The sequence below is a fragment of the Roseomonas alba genome, from assembly GCF_019430885.1.
Taxonomy (GTDB): domain Bacteria; phylum Pseudomonadota; class Alphaproteobacteria; order Acetobacterales; family Acetobacteraceae; genus Neoroseomonas; species Neoroseomonas alba.
Map to the genome: position 1 here is coordinate 642,691 of NZ_JAHYBZ010000002.1, position 20,021 is coordinate 662,711.

Annotated in this window: 18 protein-coding genes; 8 read left to right on the forward strand and 10 right to left on the reverse strand. The window is 68.5% G+C overall.

From position 1 onward, the window contains the following. The first annotated feature begins 112 nt into the window (after window positions 1-112). The 3 genes from KPL78_RS07520 (at window position 113) to KPL78_RS07530 (ending at window position 3,608) form a co-directional block, all read left to right on the forward strand. Window positions 113-1,441 carry an NAD(P)/FAD-dependent oxidoreductase gene (locus KPL78_RS07520; RefSeq protein ID WP_219762279.1) on the forward strand — a complete coding sequence of 443 codons (1,329 nt, stop codon included), beginning with the start codon at window positions 113-115 and terminating at the stop codon, window positions 1,439-1,441. Beyond that, a complete protein-coding gene (locus tag KPL78_RS07525) occupies window positions 1,438-3,054 on the forward strand; it encodes an amidohydrolase (protein WP_219762280.1) in 1,617 nt (538 codons plus the stop codon). The genes KPL78_RS07520 and KPL78_RS07525 overlap by 4 nt, the downstream gene beginning before the upstream one ends. A gap of 68 nt (window positions 3,055-3,122) precedes the next feature. Further along, complete coding sequence (locus KPL78_RS07530) at window positions 3,123-3,608, forward strand: GlcG/HbpS family heme-binding protein (protein ID WP_219762281.1); 486 nt, start codon at window positions 3,123-3,125, stop codon at window positions 3,606-3,608. Window positions 3,609-3,647: 39 nt separating this feature from the next. Here the strand turns inward: KPL78_RS07530 and KPL78_RS07535 are convergent, their stop codons facing one another. The 8 genes from KPL78_RS07535 to KPL78_RS07570 form a co-directional block, all read right to left on the reverse strand. Then, entirely contained in the window at window positions 3,648-4,256 is a 609-nt protein-coding gene (locus KPL78_RS07535; protein ID WP_219762282.1) for a short chain dehydrogenase, read from the reverse strand. Between the two features lie 167 nt (window positions 4,257-4,423). Continuing rightward, window positions 4,424-4,858 carry an acyl-CoA thioesterase gene (locus tag KPL78_RS07540; protein WP_219762283.1) on the reverse strand — a complete coding sequence of 145 codons (435 nt, stop codon included), beginning with the start codon at window positions 4,856-4,858 and terminating at the stop codon, window positions 4,424-4,426. Window positions 4,859-4,862: 4 nt separating this feature from the next. Beyond that, the gene (locus KPL78_RS07545) at window positions 4,863-5,570 is read right to left on the reverse strand and encodes an RraA family protein (RefSeq protein ID WP_219762284.1); all 708 of its coding nucleotides are present in this window, start codon (window positions 5,568-5,570) and stop codon (window positions 4,863-4,865) included. A gap of 47 nt (window positions 5,571-5,617) precedes the next feature. Beyond that, the gene (locus tag KPL78_RS07550; RefSeq protein WP_219762285.1) at window positions 5,618-7,810 is read right to left on the reverse strand and encodes a glycosyltransferase; all 2,193 of its coding nucleotides are present in this window, start codon (window positions 7,808-7,810) and stop codon (window positions 5,618-5,620) included. 52 nt (window positions 7,811-7,862) lie between these two features. After that, window positions 7,863-9,212, reverse strand: coding sequence for a glycosyltransferase family 4 protein (locus KPL78_RS07555; RefSeq protein ID WP_219762286.1), 1,350 nt, complete (start codon window positions 9,210-9,212; stop codon window positions 7,863-7,865). Window positions 9,213-9,435: 223 nt separating this feature from the next. Beyond that, complete coding sequence (locus KPL78_RS07560) at window positions 9,436-10,755, reverse strand: TRAP transporter large permease (protein ID WP_219762287.1); 1,320 nt, start codon at window positions 10,753-10,755, stop codon at window positions 9,436-9,438. Beyond that, on the reverse strand, window positions 10,755-11,264 hold the full coding sequence (locus KPL78_RS07565) for a TRAP transporter small permease (RefSeq protein WP_219762288.1): 510 nt from the start codon (window positions 11,262-11,264) through the stop codon (window positions 10,755-10,757). The genes KPL78_RS07560 and KPL78_RS07565 overlap by 1 nt, the downstream gene beginning before the upstream one ends. Before the next feature lie 61 nt (window positions 11,265-11,325). Next, window positions 11,326-12,330 carry a TRAP transporter substrate-binding protein gene (locus KPL78_RS07570; protein WP_219762289.1) on the reverse strand — a complete coding sequence of 335 codons (1,005 nt, stop codon included), beginning with the start codon at window positions 12,328-12,330 and terminating at the stop codon, window positions 11,326-11,328. A 153-nt stretch (window positions 12,331-12,483) separates the two neighbouring features. On the opposite strand from KPL78_RS07570, the gene KPL78_RS07575 reads away from it, so the two are divergent. Beyond that, a complete protein-coding gene (locus KPL78_RS07575; RefSeq protein ID WP_219762290.1) occupies window positions 12,484-13,227 on the forward strand; it encodes an SDR family NAD(P)-dependent oxidoreductase in 744 nt (247 codons plus the stop codon). Window positions 13,228-13,241: 14 nt separating this feature from the next. Here the strand turns inward: KPL78_RS07575 and KPL78_RS07580 are convergent, their stop codons facing one another. Then, entirely contained in the window at window positions 13,242-14,522 is a 1,281-nt protein-coding gene (locus tag KPL78_RS07580) for an alpha/beta fold hydrolase (RefSeq protein ID WP_219762291.1), read from the reverse strand. Between the two features lie 115 nt (window positions 14,523-14,637). Here KPL78_RS07580 and KPL78_RS07585 point away from each other — a divergent pair, with 115 nt between their 5' ends. Beyond that, complete coding sequence (locus KPL78_RS07585) at window positions 14,638-15,396, forward strand: SDR family oxidoreductase (protein ID WP_219762292.1); 759 nt, start codon at window positions 14,638-14,640, stop codon at window positions 15,394-15,396. A gap of 63 nt (window positions 15,397-15,459) precedes the next feature. Here the strand turns inward: KPL78_RS07585 and KPL78_RS07590 are convergent, their stop codons facing one another. Then, window positions 15,460-17,025, reverse strand: a complete 1,566-nt coding sequence (locus KPL78_RS07590; RefSeq protein WP_219762293.1) for an acyl-CoA synthetase — start codon at window positions 17,023-17,025, stop codon at window positions 15,460-15,462. Window positions 17,026-17,159: 134 nt separating this feature from the next. Here KPL78_RS07590 and dctP point away from each other — a divergent pair, with 134 nt between their 5' ends. From dctP to KPL78_RS07605, 3 genes are read left to right on the forward strand one after another with little or no spacing between them, the layout of a single operon-like run. Further along, window positions 17,160-18,212 (forward strand): TRAP transporter substrate-binding protein DctP, encoded by a 1,053-nt coding sequence (dctP, locus tag KPL78_RS07595; protein ID WP_255568706.1) that lies wholly within the window; start codon window positions 17,160-17,162, stop codon window positions 18,210-18,212. Window positions 18,213-18,219: 7 nt separating this feature from the next. Continuing rightward, on the forward strand, window positions 18,220-18,729 hold the full coding sequence (locus KPL78_RS07600; RefSeq protein WP_255568707.1) for a TRAP transporter small permease: 510 nt from the start codon (window positions 18,220-18,222) through the stop codon (window positions 18,727-18,729). A gap of 3 nt (window positions 18,730-18,732) precedes the next feature. Next, window positions 18,733-20,019 carry a TRAP transporter large permease gene (locus KPL78_RS07605; protein ID WP_219762294.1) on the forward strand — a complete coding sequence of 429 codons (1,287 nt, stop codon included), beginning with the start codon at window positions 18,733-18,735 and terminating at the stop codon, window positions 20,017-20,019. The last annotated feature ends 2 nt before the right edge of the window (window positions 20,020-20,021 follow it).

The window sequence follows — 20,021 nt, forward strand, 5'->3', positions numbered from 1 at the left end:
CATGACGCAACACATCCCCGATGCATCAACGGGCATGCGACCACTTGCCGTTGTCGCCGCTCCGGCGTGAACTCTCCCGCGCAAATCACACCATGGGCAGGCTGTTCGGGCAATGACCTCTGCGGATGCCGTCTTCGCACCAAGCTTCAAGACAACTCCCTGGTGGTGGGAGGCGGCCGAGCCGCCCCATCGCGACAGCGCCCTGCCCGACCATGCCGGGGTCGCCGTGGTGGGCGGCGGCTATGCCGGGCTGTCCGCCGCGCTGACCCTGCGGCGCCTCGGCCATGATGTCGCCGTGCTGGATGCCGAGCGGATCGGCTGGGGCGCCTCCTCGCGCAATGGCGGCATGGTCTCGGGCGGGCTGAAGGTCGCCTCGGGGGCGCTCGAGAAGCAGCATGGCGCCGAGGGAGCGCGGGCCATCGCAAAGGCCGCCGCCGCCTCCTTCCCCTTCATCGAGGAGACCATCGCGCGGGAGGGCATCGCCTGCGACTACATCCGCTGCGGCCGCTTCACCCCGGCCTGGACGCCGAAGCACTATGACGGCCTTGCCGCCCGCGCCGATTTCATCGCCGAGATGACCGGCATGCCGACGCGCATGGTGCCGAAGGGCCAGCAGCATGAGGCGCTGGGCAGCGACCACTACCATGGCGGCATGATCGCCGAGGCCGCCGGCAGCCTCCACCCCGGCAAATATGCCCGTGGCCTGGCGGACGCTGCCGAACGCGCCGGCGCCCGCCTGGTCGATGGCGTGCGCGTCGGCGGCATCGCCGGCGACGGGTCGGGCTTCCGCCTAACCACCGATCGCGGCCCGCTACGCGCCGATGCGGTGCTGGTCGCGACCAACGGCTATTCGCGCGACACGCATGGCCATGCTGCGATGCCATGGCTGGCGAAGCGCATGATCCCGGTCGGGTCCTACATCATCGCCACCGAGGAATTGCCCGAGGAGACGATGAACCGCCTGTTTCCCGGGCGACGGATGATCAGCGACACGCGGCGGGTGCTGAACTATTTCCGCCCCTCGCCTTACGGCAACCGGGTGCTGTGGGGCGGCCGCGCCAGCTTCGCGCCCACGGCGCCCGAGGCCGCCGCCCCGGTGCTGCACGCCTTCATGACCGCCGTCTTCCCGGAGCTGAAATCCGTCCGCCTGACCCACGCCTGGACGGGCAATGTCGCCTTCACCTTCGACTTCCTGCCGCATATCGGCGTGCAGGACGGGGTGCATTACGCGGCGGGCTGCCAGGGTTCGGGGGTGGCCATGGCGACCTGGCTCGGCCATCGCGCCGCGCTGAAGATCGCCGGCGCGGACAATGAGGGCTTCGCACTGGACGGGCTGAACGTCCCGACCATGCCGTTCTACAACGGCAATCCCAACTGGTTCCTGCCCATCGTCGGAAGCTGGTACCGCCTGCGCGACCATATGGACCGCGCGGCGGCATGAACGCTGAGTTCGTCCTGCTCGACGGCCGCGTCACCACCATGGACGCCGCCGGCACCGAGGCGCAGGCCTTCGCCGCCGTCAACGGCCGCATCGTCGCCATCGGCAGCAGCGATGCGATGCGCGCCCATATCGGCCCCGGCACGCGCGTGCTGAATGCGGAAGGCCGCCGCGTCATCCCCGGCATCGTGGACAGCCACGCGCACCCGGATGCCTATGCGGTGCGGCTGCGCAACTGGACGCTGGTCTCGCCCGATCGGGTGGGCACGCGCGACGAATTGCTGGCCACAATCCGCCGCGTCTGCGAAGGCCTGGCACCCGGCCGCTGGGGCGCCTTCTACCGGCTGAACGAGCGCGCCAGCGGCGGCTATCCGACGCTCGACGAGCTTGACTTGGCGAGTGCCGGCCATCCCGTCTTCATCCTGCGCACCGACCAGCATATCGGCGTCGCCAACCGTGCCGCCTTCGCCGCCTGCGGCATCGCGCGCGACGCACCTGACCCCCCCTTCGGCGCCTTCAGCCGCGACGCGACCGGCGCCTTCACGGGTCAGGTGCGCGAGACCGCCGCGCAGATCTTCCTCGCCGCCGTGCATGCCGGCGACACCGAGCGTGAGATCGCCGAGGGCATGGAGCAGGTGCAGGACGAATGCCTGCGCCACGGCATCACCTCCGTCGCCAATGCGCTGACCCCGACCCAGGCGATCCGCGCCTTCCAGATGATGCGCCGCGAGGGGCTGCTGCGCATGCGGCTCGGCATCATCGCATCCGGCCGCGACGAACCGCTCGTGCCGCATCTGATCGGCGCCGGCATCCGCTCCGGCTTCGGCGATGAATGGCTGCGGCTGATCGGCGTGGAATGGTGCCCGGACTGTTCCACCTCAGGGCGAACGGCGGCCTATTGGGATCCCTATGTCGGCACGCCGATCCCGGGCGAACCCGTGCCAAACTGCGGCATGCTGCTCTACGAGAAGGAAGACCTGACCCGGCGCGCCACCGCCGCCCACCAGGCCGGCCTTCAGGTGATGATGGAAGGCGTCGGCGATCGCGGCATCGATTTCGCGCTGGACGTGATGGAAGCGGCGCTCGCCGCCCGTCCCGTCGCCGATCACCGCATGCGGGTCGAGCATTGTTGCAACGTCACGCCCGCGATCCTGCAACGCCTGAAGCGGGGCGGCTTCGTCGATTCCTCCGCGACCGGCTTCATGGACGAACTCGGCGAGGCCTATGTCGCCAATCGTGGCCAGGACGCCATGCGCCATATGTGGCCGCATCGCAGCCTGATCGCCGCCGGCGTGCCCGCACCCGGCCATTCCGACTTCGCCGTCTGCCGCGTGAACCCCTTTACCGCCATGGGCGCCATGGTCACGCGGCGCACCCAGACCGGCGCCGATCTCGATGCGTCGGAGGCCGTGACGCCGCTCCAGGCCCTCGCCGCCTACACCACCCTCGGCGCCTGGGCGCAGCGGGAGGAGGCCGAGAAGGGATCGCTCGAATCCGGCAAGCTCGCCGATTGCGCGGTGCTCGACACGGATATCCTGACCTGTGATCCGGCCGCGGTCCGGCAGACCTGCGTCATGGCAACGGTGGTGGGGGGCGTCGTGCGGCACGTCACCTGAACCCCTCTTTTCGTGCGCCGTCTCTGCGTGCGAGACTCAGCCATCCGAACCGCCCCGAGGGGTGCCGCATGCGCCGCCTATTCCTGCTGACCAGCCTTGTCCTGTCGCCGCTGCCGAGCCTCGCCCAGGGCCTGGTGACGGAACGCAGCATCAGCGCGGCGCTGGCGGCCGAGGCCGTGGCCGCCGCCGTGGAATCCTGCGCCGGCCGCGGCCACCGCGTCACCGCCGCGGTGGTGGACCGGTCCGGCGTGCTGAAGGCCCTGCTGCGCGCGGACGGCGCCGGTCCGCACACCGTCTCCGCAGCCCAGGCCAAGGCCTATACGGCGGTCAGCATGCGCGCGAATACCAGCCAGATCCTGGAGACGGTCCGCACCAATCCCGGTGCCTCGCGCCTCGCGGATGTCGAGGGCTTCCTGATCGTCGGCGGCGGCCTGCCGATCCGCGTGGGGGACGAAGTGGTCGGCGCGATCGGCGTCGATGGATCGCCCGGCGGTCACCTGGACGACCAATGCGCGGAAGCCGGCATCGCCCGCATCCGCGAGCGGCTGAACTAGCCGCGACGGCCCGCCGCCGGGTCGCGGCGCCCCCTCCCGTCAGCCATCGGTCCGGTGGAGCTTCAGGATGCGGCCGGTTATGGGGTTCGCGATCGCGCGCAGATAAGCCTGCGCGACCTCCCGCACCGCGACGGGCGTGAAGCCGGCGAAATAGGGATGGTAGCCCGGGGATTCCGCAAGGACCGTCGGGCTGACGCAGTTGATGCGCAGCCCGCGCGGCAATTCGCTGGCCGCGCCCTTCACGAAGCCTTCGACCAGGTGATTGACGGTCGTCCCGATGGTCCCGGCGGGGATGCGCTCATCGGTCAGCACGCCGGAGATGAGCGTGAAGGAACCGCCATCCGCGATGACCGGCAGGGCGGCGCGGACGAGATTGATCTGCCCCATGCCCTTCGCAGCAATCGAATCCGCCCATTGCGCGTCGCTCGCCTGCGCCAGGGGTGCGGGGAAGACGTCGCCCGCGGCGCTCGCCACGGCATCGAAGGAGCCGAGCCCCGCGAACAGCGCGCGCAGCGATTCCACATCGGTCATGTCGGCCTGGAGATCGCCGGATCTGCGCCCGACCGTGACGACGCCATGGCCGTGCTCTTCCAGAATCTGCTTCACGGCCGCGCCGATCGTGCCCGTGCCAACCACCACGATCCGCATGCATGCCCTCCTGCCAAAGACCACGGGCGGCGTTGACGCGGATCGCCCCGCCGCCCGGGAACATCGTGGGGCGCGAGGGTGGATCCGTCCGCAGCACATGGTCTTTTCCCGACCCATGCGCGCTTTGCTGGAATGGGCGACAGCGGATCGGTGTCGCCGCCGCGATGTCAGCGCTTCAGCGCCAGCCGCTTCGCCGCGGCACCGGTCGCGCGGGCCGCGAACAGGTCCAGCACGTCCCGCGGCCAGGCGCCCACGCGCCGGGCCTCGAGATCCACGCAGAGATACAGCACCTCATTCTCCGCCGCCTGCCAGCCTTCGTTGGCGTGGAACATGGTGTGCCGGCACAGCAGGCGCTTCGCATCGAAGGACAGCACCTCGCTGTCGAAGGCCAGCGGCGCGCCCTCTGTCACCTCGCGCGTATAGGCCTGCCAGGATTCCGCGGCGAAGGTGCCGAGGCCCTTCTCACGGAATGCCTTGCCCAGCCCCAGCGACGGCCATAGCGCGTCCGTCGCCAGATCGAAGGCCACCAGATAGTAGGCGAGGTTCATGTGCCCGTAGTGGTCGACCCACCCGGGCAGGACGTGACAGAGCGGCGCGCGCATCAGCTCAGTGAATATCCTCGGACTTCGACAGGGCTTCCTTCAGCTTCTCGATGTTGAAGCCGCGCGTCTTCACCATGTCCAGGATGACCTTCTCCTTCCGCGCGCCGAGGTCGATCGCGGCCGGAATCTTGGTCACCACGTCATGCGGGATGACGACGGCACCGTGCCGGTCGGCATGCACCACGTCGTCATGCTTCACCTGCATGCCGTGGATCGTCACCTCGCCCTTCAGCGAGACGATGTGCACATAGGCATGCGACGGGTTCACCACCCCGGCGATACCCTGGAAACCCGGCGCGAACATGTCGAGGTCGCGAACCGACCCGTTCGTCACCACGCCCTGCGCACCGAGCCCCTGATGCACGGCCGAATTCACCTCGCCCCAGAAGGCGCCGACGCCGGGGGTGTCATCCAGGTCCTGCAGGCAGACCACGGTCGGCATGGCCGCATCGGCGACATACTCATACCAGGCGATGCGCATCGCCTTGTCGACGTCCTTGCCGCGCCCCGAGGGAAACGCCGCGCGCTGCGTCCCGGTACGCGCCAGGCCGCAGATCGGCGGCAGCTTCGGGTCCACCGCGGTCATCGGCCGCACGGTGAAGCCGTAGCCACGGCGCTCCGGCGACACGATCTCGAGCGCATTGCAGATGGTGGGCGTGTCCCACTGGCGCAGCGCCTCGAGATCCGCGGCGGTGAAGGGATATTGGGTCATGCTGGTCTCCTCCGAGGCCGGCAGGATCGACCAGCCCCGCGCGTCGGTCAAACCGGCCCGAGCACCCGGTAGGTCTGGCGTTCGAGGAAATCGAGCCGTGCCTCAAGATCGTCCGGCCGGCACAGCATGACCGAGGTCACGCCAAGCCCGATGCGCCGCCCGGGATTATGCTCGCTGACCTCGACAGCCGTGCCCTGCCCGCTGTCGATCTCCACGATCACCGCGCCACCGCTGACCTCGATGTCCAGCACACAGGTGAAGCGGCTGTTGCTGCCCGGATCGGCGATGATCGGCGCGAAGGCGCCGGGCGCCGAGGCCGCGCCGAAGGCACGCAGCCGCAATCCCTTCGCCCCGGCCGGCGCCACGCAGCCGAGATGCAGGCGCATCGGCCCCTCCTCGGCCATCGGCAGGCGCAGCCGGGCGAGCCCCGCGCGCGTCCAGCAACCCCAGCCCTCCATCGGATACCAGGCGAGCCCGTCCCGCATCAGGTCCGCCAGGGCCTTGCGCCGGTCCGCTTCGCCGCCGCCCATCAGGCGCAGCGGGTAGATCACCGCGGGCGAGAACAGCACCGGCGGCTCCGCCGGCGTCGCGCTGCGCGCGGCCACTTCGCGCATCACCTGGTCGGCGATGTCGCCCCAGCTCCGCAGCTTGACCGTCTCGCGCACGAAGGCCTCGCGGCGCCCGCGCTCCTCCGCGTCGAAGATCAGCGTCTCGAGCTTGGCGACCAGGTCAGGCAGGTTCTCGGATTCGAAATAGACCGCCGCATCGCCGCCGGCCTCGGTCAGGGAGGTGTTGCGCGCGACCAGCGGCACACGCCCGAAGGACAGGCTTTCCGTCACCGGCAGGCCCCAGCCTTCGTAGAAGCTGTTGGTCACCGTGAACAGCGCCTGCGCGTAGAGCGCCGCCAGTGCCACATCCGGCACGCCATGCGCGATGGAGACGCGTTCCTGCAAGGCCTCGGAATTGCGCCACAGCGTCATGGCGGCATCGGCAAGCCAGCCCGCCTTGCCGATGCAGACCAGCCGCGGCACCCGCTCCGCGCCATGCTTGCGGATCAGCGCCAGCCAGGCGTGGAACAGCATCAGGTGGTTCTTGCGGCTTTCGATCGTGCCGACGCAGAGGATGAATTCCTCCTGCGGCTCCGGCAGGTCGGCCCGGGCCGGCCAGCCATCCGCCGCGGCCGCGCCCAGCTCCTGCCGCAGATCCGCATCGAGGCGCACGACGCTGACCGGCAGCGCGCGTTCCGGCACCACCGTCGCGGCAATGCGCCGCGCGTCGCCCGCCGACCATTCCGAAATGGCGAGCGCCGAATCCGACAACGCCGCCATGGAGGAGAACCATTGGGAGAACTCGTCGGCGAGCAGCGCCTGGCAATGCTCGGGCACCATCAGCGGGATGCAGTCATAGACCAGCGGCACGTAGCGCACGCCGTATTGCCGCATCACATGGCGCACCCGCAGGAAATAGTCGCGAATCCACCAGGATGTACCGAGGTTGACCAGGCTAGCGCCGGGGGCGAAGACGAAATCGGGGCCATCGCGCAGCGTCTCGCGCACCTCCGCGACCACCTCCTGCCAGGCCGGCGCGTCCACCTCGCCGCCGGTGCGCGACAGGCGCCACAGGCGCAGGAACAGGTCCCGGCCGATCTCGCGCCAGAAGCCCGAACCCTCGTCGAAGGCGACTGTGGTGGTGGCCACCCCCTCGATCGGATCCAGCAGCGCGCGGGCCGTGACGTTGAGCTGCACGCGCTGGATGCCGGTGGGCGTGCGGTTGTGCGCGACATAGGCGACAAGGTCGGAACTGTCGAAGACCATCTGCACCAACTGGCCCGGCGCCCGAGGCTTCCGCGACAGCGGTCCGGCGAGATGGGCGAGGCCCTGCGCATTGCGCGCCGCTTCCCCGCTATCCGGGTCGAGTTCGAGGGCACGGGCATAGGCGCGCCATGCGCCCTCCCCCTCGCCCAGCATCTTCAGGGCGTGGCCGATCTGCAGATGGGCATCCGCATTGTTCGGCGCGGCGGTCACAGCTTCGCGATAGGCCAGCAACGCCGCGGCGACGTCGCCGCTCTCCTTCAGGCAATGGCCGAGCTGGATGCGGGCGCGCCAATCGTCGGGCCGTTGCAGCAGATGGGCACGATAGGCCAGGGCCGCCGCATCCCACATGCGCTGGTCGCGCAGGGAATCGGCCTGGCGCAACGCTTCCCCGGCCATCATTCCGCCGTCCTGGCCCCGATCATCCATGCCTCACCCTCGCTGCTCGGTCACACGCTGACCCGGTATGCCACAACCGCGCTCACGCGCCGACTGTCACCCCGAGCTTGGCATAGGCATCACGCAGCCGCATCTGGTAGCGCTCGGGCGAGTAGAGCGAGGCTTGCCGCGGTCCGAGCTCCGCAAGCCGTCCCCGCAGATCGGCATCCGAATCGAGCGCGCGGATGGCATCGACCATCGCGCGCACGTCATAAGGGTCGATCTTGATGGCGGCATCGCCTACCACCTCGGGCATGGAGGAGGTGTTGGACGTCATCACCGGCGTCCCGAGCAGCATGGATTCCAGCGCCGGGAGCCCGAAGCCCTCATAGAGCGAAGGAAACAGCACCGCCTTCGCCCCGCGGATCAGGCTGACCAGCAGCGGGAAGGAGGCATAGTCGACGAGCTGCACGCGATAGCGTGTCTCGGTCCGCCCGTCGCGGGTCAGAAGGTAGCGCACATGCTCGTTTTCAAACAGCAGGCGCAGCTCCTCGTCGGACTTCCACGCCTTCTTGCCCACGATGACCAGCGGATCGGTGACGCCGGAGGCAAGATAAGCCTCGACCATGCGGCCGACATTCTTCTTCGGCTCGATGGCGCCAAAGAACAGGTAGTAGCGCTGGTAGCCGAGGCCGTAGGTCCCCTCTACCTCGGTCTTCACGTCCGCGACGGGCTTGTTGGCGTAGCGGGCGGGGATCTCGACGGCCTGGTAGGTGTTGCTGACGCGTTCTTCGGGGACGCCGAGCAGGCTGATGATATCGCGCTTCGAGGCCTCGCTGACGGTAACGATCTGGTCGCCGCGGCGGGCGAGCTGGCGCATCAGCCGGAAATAATTCCGCTTGTGATCGAGGGTGGTGTAGGGCAGCCGCAGCGGCACAAGGTCATGCATGGTGTAGACGTTCTTTGCCCCGCGTACCTTCAGGGCAAGCGGATAGGTCCAGTGCATGAGTTGCGGGGGATGGCGGAAATGCACCGACATCCGATTGACGTAGAGCTTGAAGTGCAGCCGCTGCAGATCGAACAGGTTCTGCACGTTCCAGATATGATCGAAATGCGGCAGGCGCGAGCGGAAGGTCTCCCGCACCACCCGCCCGGTGATCGGCACCTGGGTCGCGATTTCGCCGAGCGGCGTGCTCAGGGCCCGGCGAATGACGTGCAGCATTTCCACCAGCCTGGAGGGGCGTCCGACCAGTGGGTCGAAGAAGGCGATCTCACGGATCAGCGAGTTCATGCTGATGGTCGATGATCTCGTGCCATAGAGCACGCCCACCTCGGCCCCGAGGTCCCGCAGACAGAAGGAGAGGTTCCGGGCGTAGGTCGCGACCCCGGTGCCTTGCGTGAGGGAGAGGTTGAACCCGTCGATGAAGATGCGCGGCGGGCGCTGGGCTGTCATGGGCGGGCGGTCCAATCCAATCGCGTTCCGGCCACGGCGCGGGCCACCCCGGAATGGGGGGGCCGGCAGCAGCCCTGTCCTGGCAAGCTGCGGTGCGCCACCGGGAAGGTCAAGCGAACCGGGTCACAGGCTCCTGCTCCCGGTCCGGCCTACGCGGTGCCGATGATCTGCGTCATCTGACAGGCGAAGGGCATTGCATGCGGGTATGTCAGGCTGGCCGCCGTCAGTTGAGGAACTCCGGCGAGACGAGTCGCGGCAGGAACAGCACGACCTCCGGCCACAGGATCACCAGCAGCAGCACGCCGAGCATCGGCAGCAGCATGATGATCGTATCCTTCAGCACATCGGCCATGCGCATACCGGCCACATGGCAGGCGATCATCAGGCAGAGCCCATAGGGCGGCGTCACCAGCCCGAAGGCCAGGCTGACAATGCCGATCATGGCGAAATGCACCGGGTCCATGCCGACGCCGATCGTCAGCGGCTGGAGGATCGCCCCGACGATGATGATGGCCGGAATGGCATCGAGGAAGCAGCCCACCACCAGGAAGACCGCGGCGACGAAGAGCCCCGTCTCGATCCGGTTCATCCCCCAGGTGGACACGCCGGACAGGATCGCCTCCGGGATCTGGTAGTAGGCGAGCAGCCACCCGAAGCAGGACGCCGTGCCGACGCAGAACAGCGCGACGCCGGCGAGGCGCCCCGTCTCGCCCAGCGCTTCCCAGAGCTGCTTCAGCCCCATCTCCCGATAGACGACGAGCGAGAGGAGGCCGGCATAGAGCACGGCGATGCAGGCGCTCTCGGTCGCGGTGAACCAACCGAAGACCTTGCCGCCGATGATGATCAGCGGCGTCATCAGTGCCGGCAGCGCGACGACGATGGCGCAGAGCAGCGCCCGCCAGGTCGACCGCTCATAGGTCGGATAGCCGCGCATCTTCGCATAGACATGCACCGTGCCCATCTGCACCAGCGCGATCAGTGCCCCGGGGACGACGCCGGCGAGGAACAGCGCCCCGATCGACACCGTCAGCACCCCGCCCCAGACGATCATCAGGATCGAGGGTGGGATGATGACTGCGAGCACCGCCGAGACCGCCGTGATCGCGACGGAGAAGCTGTCGTCGTAGCCCTCCTTCCGCTGGGCCTCGATGAAGATCTTGGATTGCGACGCCGCATCCGCCGTCGAGCTGCCCGAGATGCCGGCGAAGAAGAACGACAGCACCACGTTGATCTGCGCGAGGCTGCCCGGCAGGTGCCCCACCAGCGCGCGGGACAGGGTCATCAGCCGGTCGGTGATGCCGCCGACATTCATCAGGTTGGCCGTCAGCAGGAAGAAGGGCACCGCGAGCAGGATGAAGGAGTTGTAGGCGTTGAAGGTCTCCTGCATCAGCACCATTGGCCCGAGCCGCGGTTCCAGCGCGAGGATCGGCAGGCAGGCGAGGCCGAGGGAGACCGCGACCGGCACGCGCAGCGCGAGAAGGCCGAAGAAGCCACCGAACAGGATCCAGGCGGCCTGGCCCGCCGCGAGCGTATTGCCGCCCATCAGCCGGCCTCCCCATGGATCAGCGTGTGCAGGTCATCGATGAATTTCTCCCCGGCGAAGAGCAGCCAGGAGAGGCCGAGGAGCGGCCAGGCGAGGTGGATGAGCCACAGCGGCAGTTCCGCCAGCTCGCTGATGCGGAACCAGGCGAAGTCGACGAATTCGATGCCGTACCACAGGAAGGCCGCGCCGAAGACCAGTACGAAGACGCCGGAGACGAGGTCCATGAACGCACGGAAGCGACCCGTCAGCCGCGGCCACAGATCCACGATGAAGTGGATGCCTTCCTTCTGGCCCACGATCGCGCCGATCATGATGGTCCAGATGAGAAGGAAGCGCGCCATCTCCTCCGTCCAGATGTAGTGGGGCAGCAGATGGGTCTGGCGCGAGAGCACCTGTAGCGTGACGGGCAGCAGAAGGATCAGCACGGAAATGGCGAGCAGCGCCGAAAGCAGCCGCCCATAGAAGGCGGATGCCTGGCGCACCAGGCCGCGCAGGCCGGTCTGGGGCATGGGGAGCTCCGGTTTGTCGGGGATGCCGGCCGGCGGCGGTTGCCGCCGGCCGATCGCCTGGTCAGGCGGTGATGGCGTTGATGCGGGTGAAGATGGTCTCCGCATCCACCTCCCGCGCATAGGCGGCCATGACGGGATCGACGGCGCGTTTCAGCTCGGCCCGTTCGGTGAACTCGACGCGATGCAGCCGGCCGGCCCGTTCGAGCTCGGCGACCTTCTGCCCGTCCTCCGTGCTCTCGGCCTGGCGGCCGAAGGATCCGGCCTCCTTGCCCGCGCGCCGGATCGCCTCCTGCAGGGGTGCCGGCAGGCGCGACAGCGTCTGGGAGGAGAAGCAGATCGGCCGGATGGTGATCGCGTGCTGCGTCATGATGAGGTTCGGCCCGACCTCGTAGAAGCGCATCGCCTCCACGCCCGCGGCCTCGTTCTCGCCGGCCTCGATGACGCCGTTCTGGATGCCGTTGTAGATCTCGTTGTAGGCGATGACCGTCGGCGACATCCCCGCTGCCTGGAAGGTGCGCGACCAGATCGGCGCACCCTGCACGCGGATCTTGAGGCCGCGCAGCTCCGCCATGTTGGTGACGCGCTTGTTGGCGAAGATGTTACGCACCCCGCCGCCGGCATAGCCGATCAGCGCGACGCGCGCGCGGCGTTCGATCTCGGTCGCCACCGGCGCGAACAGGTCCTGGTCCAGCACCGCATTCCAATGCGGCAGGTCGCGGAACAGGAAGGGCGCATCGACGAAGGGCGCCGCCCGGCTGAAGGTGGACATGTGGGCCGGCGAGACGATGCCGTAATCCACCGCGCCGCGGCCGGCCGCCATGTATTCGAAATACTGCTTCTCCAGCCCCAGCGAGGAGTTCTTGTGCAGGATGAAATTCACGGGTTGCGCCGTGTAGTACTGCTTGACCAGCTCCTCGAACCGCACCAGGGCGCGGGTGAAGACATGGTCGTCGTTGAACTGCACGGCTCCGTTCAGGGTGATGGCCTGCTGCGCCCGCGCGACATGCGGGGCCCCCAGCAGGACGGCGCCGCCGGCAATGGCGCGCGCGAAGTCCCGTCGCTTCATGAACGCATTCTCCCTTATTTGGCCGGCTTCATGCCGGCTCTGCGTCGACTATAGGGGCGGAACGAGCCTCTTTGGAACTGCCTGGTTACTCGCCCCCACTTCCGCTTGCCCGCGACCTGGCCGACACTGCGTGCCGATTTCGGGGGAAACGAGATGAACCGACTGGATCTGTCAGGGCGCGTGGCCGTGATCACCGGGGGCGCGCGCGGCATCGGCCTGGCCATCGCGCGCCGGGCCGTGGACTCGGGCGCGGCCGTCGCGCTGTGGGACATGGACGCCAAGGCCGGCGCCGACGCCGCGGCCGCCCTGGGCAAGGCCACATCGCACGCGCTCGACCTGACGGACGAAGCCGCGATCGGCGCGGCGCTGAAGGCCACGCTCGCGGCCCATGGGCGCGTCGACATACTGGTCAACAATGCCGGCATCACCGGCGGCAACGCCCCATCCTGGGAACTGCCCCCCGCCGAATGGCGCCGGGTGATCGAGGTGAACCTGATCGCCCCCTACCTCGTCGCGCGCGCCGTGGTGCCGGGGATGATCGCGGCGGGCTATGGGCGCGTGGTGAACATCGCCTCCATCGCGGGCAAGGAAGGCAATCCGAATGCCTCCCACTACAGCGCGTCGAAGGCCGGGCTGATCGGCTTCACCAAGTCGCTCGGCAAGGAACTGGCGAAGACCGGCGTCCTCGCCAACTGCATCACCCCTGCCGCGGCCGCGACCGACCTCTTCAAGCAGATGACGGAAGAACAGATCGCCTGGATGCGGTCCAAGATCCCGATGGACCGCTTCGTGCAGGTGGAGGAGATCGCCGCGCTGGCCTGCTGGCTGGCCTCGGAGGATTGCTCCTTCTCGACCGGCGCGGTCTTCGACATCTCGGGCGGGCGCGCCGTCTACTAGCCTGATCGCGTGATTCAGACTTCCGGTGCACGCGCACCTACGGCCATCACGCTCTGGACCTCGGCGAGGATCGGCAGCAGGTACTGCGCGAACAGCGGCGGGTTCTCGGTGAAGGGGAAGTGGCCGATCCCGTCCATGCGGGTGAAGCGCGCGCCCTTGATCTTCGCCGCCGTGGCCTCGGACATCTCGGCGGTGCAGGAATAGTCGTATTCGCCCGTCAGCATGAACAGCGGGCAGCGCGTGGTGTCGATGCGGTGCACGCGGTCACGCGCATCCCACTCGCCGGAATAGAAGCCGATATCGCGGTCGAAGGTCGCGTAGCCGCCCTGGGAGTAGTGCCACCAGATGGCGGCGGCGGGCTCGGCCGGGCTTTGCGGCGCCATCAGCCCGTGAATCCATTCGGGTACGAAGATCGCCTGGTTGATGCGCGGATCATCCGCCCAGGGGCTGCGCCGCCCGGCGACATGATCGCAGGCCTCGCAGGCAATGATGGCGGAAAACGCCTCCGGATGCCGTAGCGCGACCTCCAGGCAGATCTCCCCCGACATCGACGCGCCGAGCAGCACGGGCTTCTCCAGCCCCGCCGCCTTCACCACGCCCATGATGAGATCGACATAGCGATCGGTGGTGAGCCGCCAGGCGCCCGGCACCTCCGCCGGCGGCGGGCTCTTGCCGTGCCAGGGCATGTCGAAGCTGGTGATGCGCCAATCCCTGGTGATGCGCGCATCCGCCATCAGCCCATGGGCCTGGCGGTTATCCGCGCCCGCCGTGTGCAGCACCAGCAGATCCCGTCCCTGCCCTGCCTGTTCCGTATAGATCCGCCAGGACCGCCCATCCGCCGCCACATCCAGGTATCGGCCCGTGGGATCCGCCGCGGGACCTGCCGGCAGCGCGGGCCGCGGGAAGGCCGGCACCGGCCCATTTCCGCGCAGCACCAGCCAGCGTCCGATTTCCAGCACGCGTCGCGCCAGGTGGCAGTGCCGCAGGAAGGCCATCTCGTCGCCGGTGATCGCGAAGCCCGGCACGCGGTGCCGCATCGCGAAGATCGCATGATGGTGCCGCGGCGGAATGGGCTCGAGGTGCTTCGCCCAGATCTCGGGCGAGGCCTCCAGCGCGAATGCCGCCGCTCCCGTCGCGCCGCCGAAGGCAAATTCGGCGCGCGCCGCGCCGCTGACGATCGCGAAGCGCGTTTCCGCCCCTTGGCGCCATTCGCCAAGGACCGCGTCGTCCGCGCAGGCCCCCTGCCACCGGGCGACGAAGCCATCCCATGCGCTGCCCTGCGGCCAGCCTGCCATGCGACCCTCCTGACATTTCCCTGCGCCAGGATGTCAGCCGGCGCCCGCCGTTGCCAGCCCCCGCCCACCCGCGCAGAGTGCGCGCGACATCGCCACGAGGCATGAGGAAACGCCGATGAGCTCACCCACCAAGATCGCCGTCGTCACCGGCGCCGGCACCGGCGTCGGCCGCGCCGCGGCCCTCGCGCTGCTCGGCGGCGGCTGGACCGTCGTGCTGACCGGCCGCCGCAAGGAACCGCTGGAAGAAACGATCGCCATGGCCGGCGACGCCGCTTCGCGCGCCCTGGCCGTGCCCGCCGATGTCGCGGACCCTGCCGCCGTCGATGCGCTCTTCGCCGCCGTGAAAGAGAAATTCGGGAGGCTCGACCTGCTCTTCAACAATGCCGGCCAGAACGTCCCCGGCACACCCTTCGAGGACCTGACCTACGCCGACTGGACCCGTGTCGTCGCGGTGAACCTCACCGGCTCATTCCTCTGCGCCCAGGCCGCCTTCCGCATCATGAAGGACCAGTCGCCGCAGGGCGGGCGCATCATCAACAACGGATCGATCAGCGCCCACACGCCGCGCCCCGACAGCGCACCCTACACGGCGACCAAGCATGCCATCACCGGCCTGACCAAGTCGCTGATGCTGGACGGACGAAAGTACGACATCTGCGCCGGCCAGATCGACATCGGCAACGCCGCGACGCCGATGACCGCCCGCATGTCCAAGGGCGTGAAGCAGGGCGACGGGTCCGTGGCCGTGGAACCGACCATGGACGTGAACCACGTCGGCCAGGCCATCTTGCACATGGCGAACCTGCCGCTGGAATCGAACATCTTCACCATGACCATCAAGGCCACGAAGATGCCGTTCGAAGGGCGCGGCTGAAAAGGAAAGGTCGGGGGAGGAACACCTCCCCCGAATCCCCCTCCGTTTTTTGGATACCTGGCGCTAACCCTCGCCGCGCTCAGCCAACAGGCGTTTCACCTCGTTCTTCGGCACCTTGCCGTAGCCAGACCGCGGCAGCGCATCCCACACCACGATGCGCGACGGCCATTTGTAGCGGCCAAGCCGCCCATCCAGATGCGCCATCACCGCCGCCGGGTCGATCGCCACGCCATCACGCGCGACCAGCACCGCGACGCCCGTCTCGCCCCACTTCTCATGCGGCACGCCCACGACGCAGGCCTCGGCGACGGCGGGATGCGTCATCAGCGCCTCCTCCACCTCCCGCGGATACACGTTCGATCCGCCCGAGATGTACATGTCCGACTGCCGCCCCGTGATGTACAGGAACCCTCGCGCATCGAGATGCCCGAGATCCCCGGTGTGGAACCATCCCCCGGCGAAGGCCTTCTCATTCGCTGACGGATTCTCGAAATACCCGGCCATCACCGCCGGGCCCCGCACGCAGATCTCGCCCGTCTCGTTCGCCGGCAGGCGGTGGTGAGCCGCATCCAGGATCGCGATCTCGATCCCCGTGCGCGGATAGCCGCAGGACCCGATCGGCATCGCCGGATCATCGTCCAGGCTGTGCCATTCGGGCGGCAGCACGGCGATGTTCCCGGTCACCTCGCCCAGCCCGAAATACTGCACCAGGCACGGACCGAGCTTGCGCAGCGCATGCTTCTGGTCCTCCCGGTACATCGGCGCGCCGGCATAGATCACATGCCGCAGGCTCGCATGGTCGAAGGCATCCACGCTGGCATCCCCGCACAGCGCGTTCAGGATGGTCGGCACGGTGAACATGTTGCTCACGCGATGCGTCTCGACCAGCCGCCAGGCCTCCGGCACCTCCAGCCGCTCCCCGGGCATCAGCACCGACACCGCGCCGCGCGCGACCTGTGCCAGCGCATGCACCCCCGCGCCATGCGACAGCGGCGCCACCACCAGCGAGGCATCCCGCTCCGTCAGCCCCGGCATCAGATCGGCAATGTGGTTCACCACGACGAAGGCCAGCTGCCCATGCGTCAGCGTCCCGCCCTTGGGCCGCCCCGTGGTGCCGGAAGTATAGAACAGCCAGGCCGGGTCGTCGCGATCGACCGCCTCGGTCTCCGTCACCGGCACACCGAGGGCGACCAGGTCCTCCCACGACACGCCGCCCGCGCCGCCCGCCTGCCCGATCCCGACCTCCAGCACGCAGGCGGGATTTCCGGCGCGGGCAGCCTCGCGATGCTCGGGGAATCCGTTATCGAAGACATGGACCCGGCAGCCTGCATTGCTGGCGAGGAAGGCAACTTCCGGCGGGCTCAGCCGGAAATTGGTCGGCACCCAGATCGCGCCGATCAGCCAGCACGCCCAGCAGGACTCGAAGATCGCATTCCCGTTGCGGGCATGGACCAGCACCCGGTCGCCCTTGCCGATGCCTCGCGCCCGCAGAGACCCGGCGGCCGCCATGACCCGTTGCGCGATCTCTGCCCAGGACCAGCTCCGGTCGCGCCAGACCAGGCCCGGCCGATCGGGCAGCCGTCGTGCCGTCTGCAGCAGCAGACTGGCCAAATTCGATGTCGGGATCATGTCGCGTTTCCTTCCCGCCCCAAGGCTGGCCCAGCCGTGGCATCCCCGGCAAGCGCTTGCGGCCCGGCGGCTCGCGCGCCAGTCTGTCGCCCAAGCGCCGGCCAATCGGCGCACCCCTTGGGAGACAACGCCAGATGACCACCCCCCGCATGGGCGCCTCGCGCCGGTCGCTGTTGCTGGGCGCCGCGGGCGCCGGCCTGGCCCTGCCCTTCGCCGCCCGCGCGCAGAGTTACCGCCCTGAATACAAGCTGAGCGTGGTCGGCAACCGCCCCATCCCCTTCGCCGACGGCGCCTTCCGCTGGGCCGAGCTCGTCACCGAACGCTCCGGCGGCCGCATCAACGTCAAGGTCTATCCCGGCAGCCAGCTCGTCGGCGGCGACCAGACGCGCGAACTCGTCGCCATGCGGCAGGGCGTCATCGACTTCGCCGTCTTCTCCACCATCAACATCGCCCCGCAGGTGCGGGAGGTCGGCCTCTTCCAGCTTCCCTTCCTGATGCCGAGCCATCGCGCCTTCGATGCGCTGATCCGCGGCGATGTCGGCCGCGACATCTTCGGCGTGATGGAGCGCCGTGACGTGGTCCCCCTCGCCTGGGGCGAGAACGGTTTCCGCGAGATCTCCAACTCCAAGCGTGCCATCCGCACGCCGGACGACCTGCGCGGCCTCAAGATCCGCTTCGCCGCCGGCGCCATCTTTACCGACATCTACAACGCGCTGGGCGCCAATCCGGTTCAGATGTCCTTCGCCGACCTCCAGCCGGCACTGTCCACCGGCGCGGTGGATGGGCAGGAGAACCCGATCAACCTGTTCCTCGCCTTCCGTATGGATACTCTGGCGCAGAAGCACCTGACGGTGTGGAACTACGTCAACGACCCGCTGATCTTCGCGCTGTCCAAGTCGGTCTGGAACAGCTTCACCCCGGCCGATCAGCAGCTCGTCCGCGAATGCGCCGAACAGGCGGGCCGTGACGAGATCGCGCTGACCCGCCGGGGCCTCGGCGGCGAGGGCACCGATGATTCCGCCATGGTTGAACTCCGCAACCGCGGCGTCGAGGTCACGGTCCTCTCGGCCGCCGAGAAGCGCGCCTTCGCCGAGAAGACCAAGCCCGTCTACGACAAATGGGCGGCGACCGTCGGCCCCGACCTCGTCCGCAAGGCCGAGACCGCCATCCGCGCCGTCGCGTCCTGAGGCCGACTTGAGCGCCGAGCTGGACCCGGGTGCCGAGCACCCGGACCCGCGCACGCTTGTGCCGCTGACCGTCGAACGGGTCCTGCTCGCGCTCGCCATGGGCGCGATGGCGCTGATCACGGCCGCGAACGTCGTCACGCGCTACCTGACCGACGTGTCCCTCGCCATCACCGAGGAATACTCGGTCGTGCTGATGGTCATCGTCGCGCTGATCGGCTCGGCGCTCGCCATCGCCTGCGGGCGGCATATCCGCATCGGCTATTTCACCGACTTGCTCTCCCCCGCCTGGCGCCGGCGGGCGGAAGTCCTCGCGCTGCTGCTCTCGATCGTCTGCTTCGGTCTGCTCGTCGTGTTCGGCGCCGACCTCGCCTATGACGAATACCGCTTCGAGGTTCTGTCGAACGGCCTCGCCAATCCGCAATGGCTCTACACTGGATGGCTGCCGCTGCTCGCGCTGCTCGTCATCGCACGGGCGGCGGGACGCATCATCCGCCTCGCCCGCGGCGAGGATGGCTGATCCATGATCGCCGCCACCCTCTTCGCCGCCTTCGTCATCCTGATGGTGATCGGCGTGCCGGTCGGCGTCTGCCTCGGCCTTGCCGGCGCCTTCGCCATCTGGCTCGCCGACCAGTCCATCATGGCGATGCCGACCAATGTCTATGCCGGCATCGCGAAATACCCTCTCATCGCCATCCCGATGTTCGTGCTGGTCGGCAGCGTCTTCGACCGCACCGGCGTCGCACTGCGCCTGGTGCGCTTCGCCACCGCGCTGGTCGGCGCAGGACGCGGCGCGCTGGCCTCCGTCGCCGTGCTGGTCGCGATGGTGATGGGCGGCATCTCGGGCTCTGGTCCCGCCACCTCCGCCGCGGTGGGCCAGGTTGTCACGCGCAGCATGATCGAGGATGGCTATCCCCGTCCCTTCATCGCCAGCACGGTGGGCGCGGCAGCGGCGACCGACATTCTGATCCCGCCCTCGGTCGCCTTCATCGTCTATGCCGTGCTGGTCCCGGGCGTCTCCGTGCCGGCGATCTTCGCGGCCGGCATGATCCCCGGCATCCTTGCGGGCCTCGCGCTGATCGTCGCCGTGGTGATCCTGTCGATCGTGAAGGATTTCGGCGGCAAGGCGCGGCGCGACGAGGCCCTGCAAGTCTGGCGCACCTTCCGCGAGGCCTTCTGGGGCCTGCTCGCCCCCGTGGTCATCCTGGGCGGCATGCGCATCGGCCTGTTCACGCCCACCGAGGCCGCCGTCATGGCCGTCTTCTACGGCCTGTTCATCGGCGCCGTGATCTATCGCAGCCTGACGCTACGTGATGTCTATGAAATGCTGGTCGAAGCCGGCGAGATCTCGGCGGTGATCCTGATGGTCATCGCACTCGCCACGGTCTTCGCCTGGTCCACGGCGACGCTCGGCATCGTGCAGCCCGTCGCGGATTGGGTGGTCGGACTCGGCTTCGGCTCGGGCGGGACGCTCGCGCTGCTGACGCTGTTCCTCATCCTGGTGGGGATGTTCCTCGACGGCATCTCGATCTTCCTGATCCTGCTGCCGGTGCTGCTGCCGATCGCGGCCGCCTTCCACTGGGACCTGACCTGGTTCGGCGTGGTGCTGACCATGATGATCGCGATCGGGCAGTTCACCCCGCCCATGGCGGTGAACCTGATGGTGTCCTGTCGGATCGCCGGGGTGTCGATGGAAAGCACCGTGCCCTGGGTGAGCTGGCTCGTGCTGGCGATGGCCGTCGCGGCAGCGGCCGTCATGGCCTTCCCGGAACTCGCCCTCGGCCTGCCCCGCGCGATGGGCATCCTGTAGCG

Bases quoted from the DNA above. Each gene is read 5' to 3' on its own strand.
- KPL78_RS07605 (WP_219762294.1), top strand. From the start codon at position 18,733: ATGATCGCCGCCACCCTCTTCGCCGCCTTCGTCATCCTGATGGTGATC.
- KPL78_RS07570 (WP_219762289.1), bottom strand. From the start codon at position 12,330: ATGAAGCGACGGGACTTCGCGCGCGCCATTGCCGGCGGCGCCGTCCTG.
- KPL78_RS07575 (WP_219762290.1), top strand. From the start codon at position 12,484: ATGAACCGACTGGATCTGTCAGGGCGCGTGGCCGTGATCACCGGGGGC.
- KPL78_RS07520 (WP_219762279.1), top strand. From the start codon at position 113: ATGACCTCTGCGGATGCCGTCTTCGCACCAAGCTTCAAGACAACTCCC.
- KPL78_RS07550 (WP_219762285.1), bottom strand. From the start codon at position 7,810: ATGGATGATCGGGGCCAGGACGGCGGAATGATGGCCGGGGAAGCGTTG.
- KPL78_RS07560 (WP_219762287.1), bottom strand. From the start codon at position 10,755: ATGGGCGGCAATACGCTCGCGGCGGGCCAGGCCGCCTGGATCCTGTTC.
- KPL78_RS07565 (WP_219762288.1), bottom strand. From the start codon at position 11,264: ATGCCCCAGACCGGCCTGCGCGGCCTGGTGCGCCAGGCATCCGCCTTC.
- KPL78_RS07580 (WP_219762291.1), bottom strand. From the start codon at position 14,522: ATGGCAGGCTGGCCGCAGGGCAGCGCATGGGATGGCTTCGTCGCCCGG.
- KPL78_RS07545 (WP_219762284.1), bottom strand. From the start codon at position 5,570: ATGACCCAATATCCCTTCACCGCCGCGGATCTCGAGGCGCTGCGCCAG.
- dctP (WP_255568706.1), top strand. From the start codon at position 17,160: ATGACCACCCCCCGCATGGGCGCCTCGCGCCGGTCGCTGTTGCTGGGC.
- KPL78_RS07540 (WP_219762283.1), bottom strand. From the start codon at position 4,858: ATGCGCGCGCCGCTCTGTCACGTCCTGCCCGGGTGGGTCGACCACTAC.
- KPL78_RS07535 (WP_219762282.1), bottom strand. From the start codon at position 4,256: ATGCGGATCGTGGTGGTTGGCACGGGCACGATCGGCGCGGCCGTGAAG.
- KPL78_RS07555 (WP_219762286.1), bottom strand. From the start codon at position 9,212: ATGACAGCCCAGCGCCCGCCGCGCATCTTCATCGACGGGTTCAACCTC.
- KPL78_RS07530 (WP_219762281.1), top strand. From the start codon at position 3,123: ATGCGCCGCCTATTCCTGCTGACCAGCCTTGTCCTGTCGCCGCTGCCG.
- KPL78_RS07590 (WP_219762293.1), bottom strand. From the start codon at position 17,025: ATGATCCCGACATCGAATTTGGCCAGTCTGCTGCTGCAGACGGCACGA.
- KPL78_RS07525 (WP_219762280.1), top strand. From the start codon at position 1,438: ATGAACGCTGAGTTCGTCCTGCTCGACGGCCGCGTCACCACCATGGAC.
- KPL78_RS07585 (WP_219762292.1), top strand. From the start codon at position 14,638: ATGAGCTCACCCACCAAGATCGCCGTCGTCACCGGCGCCGGCACCGGC.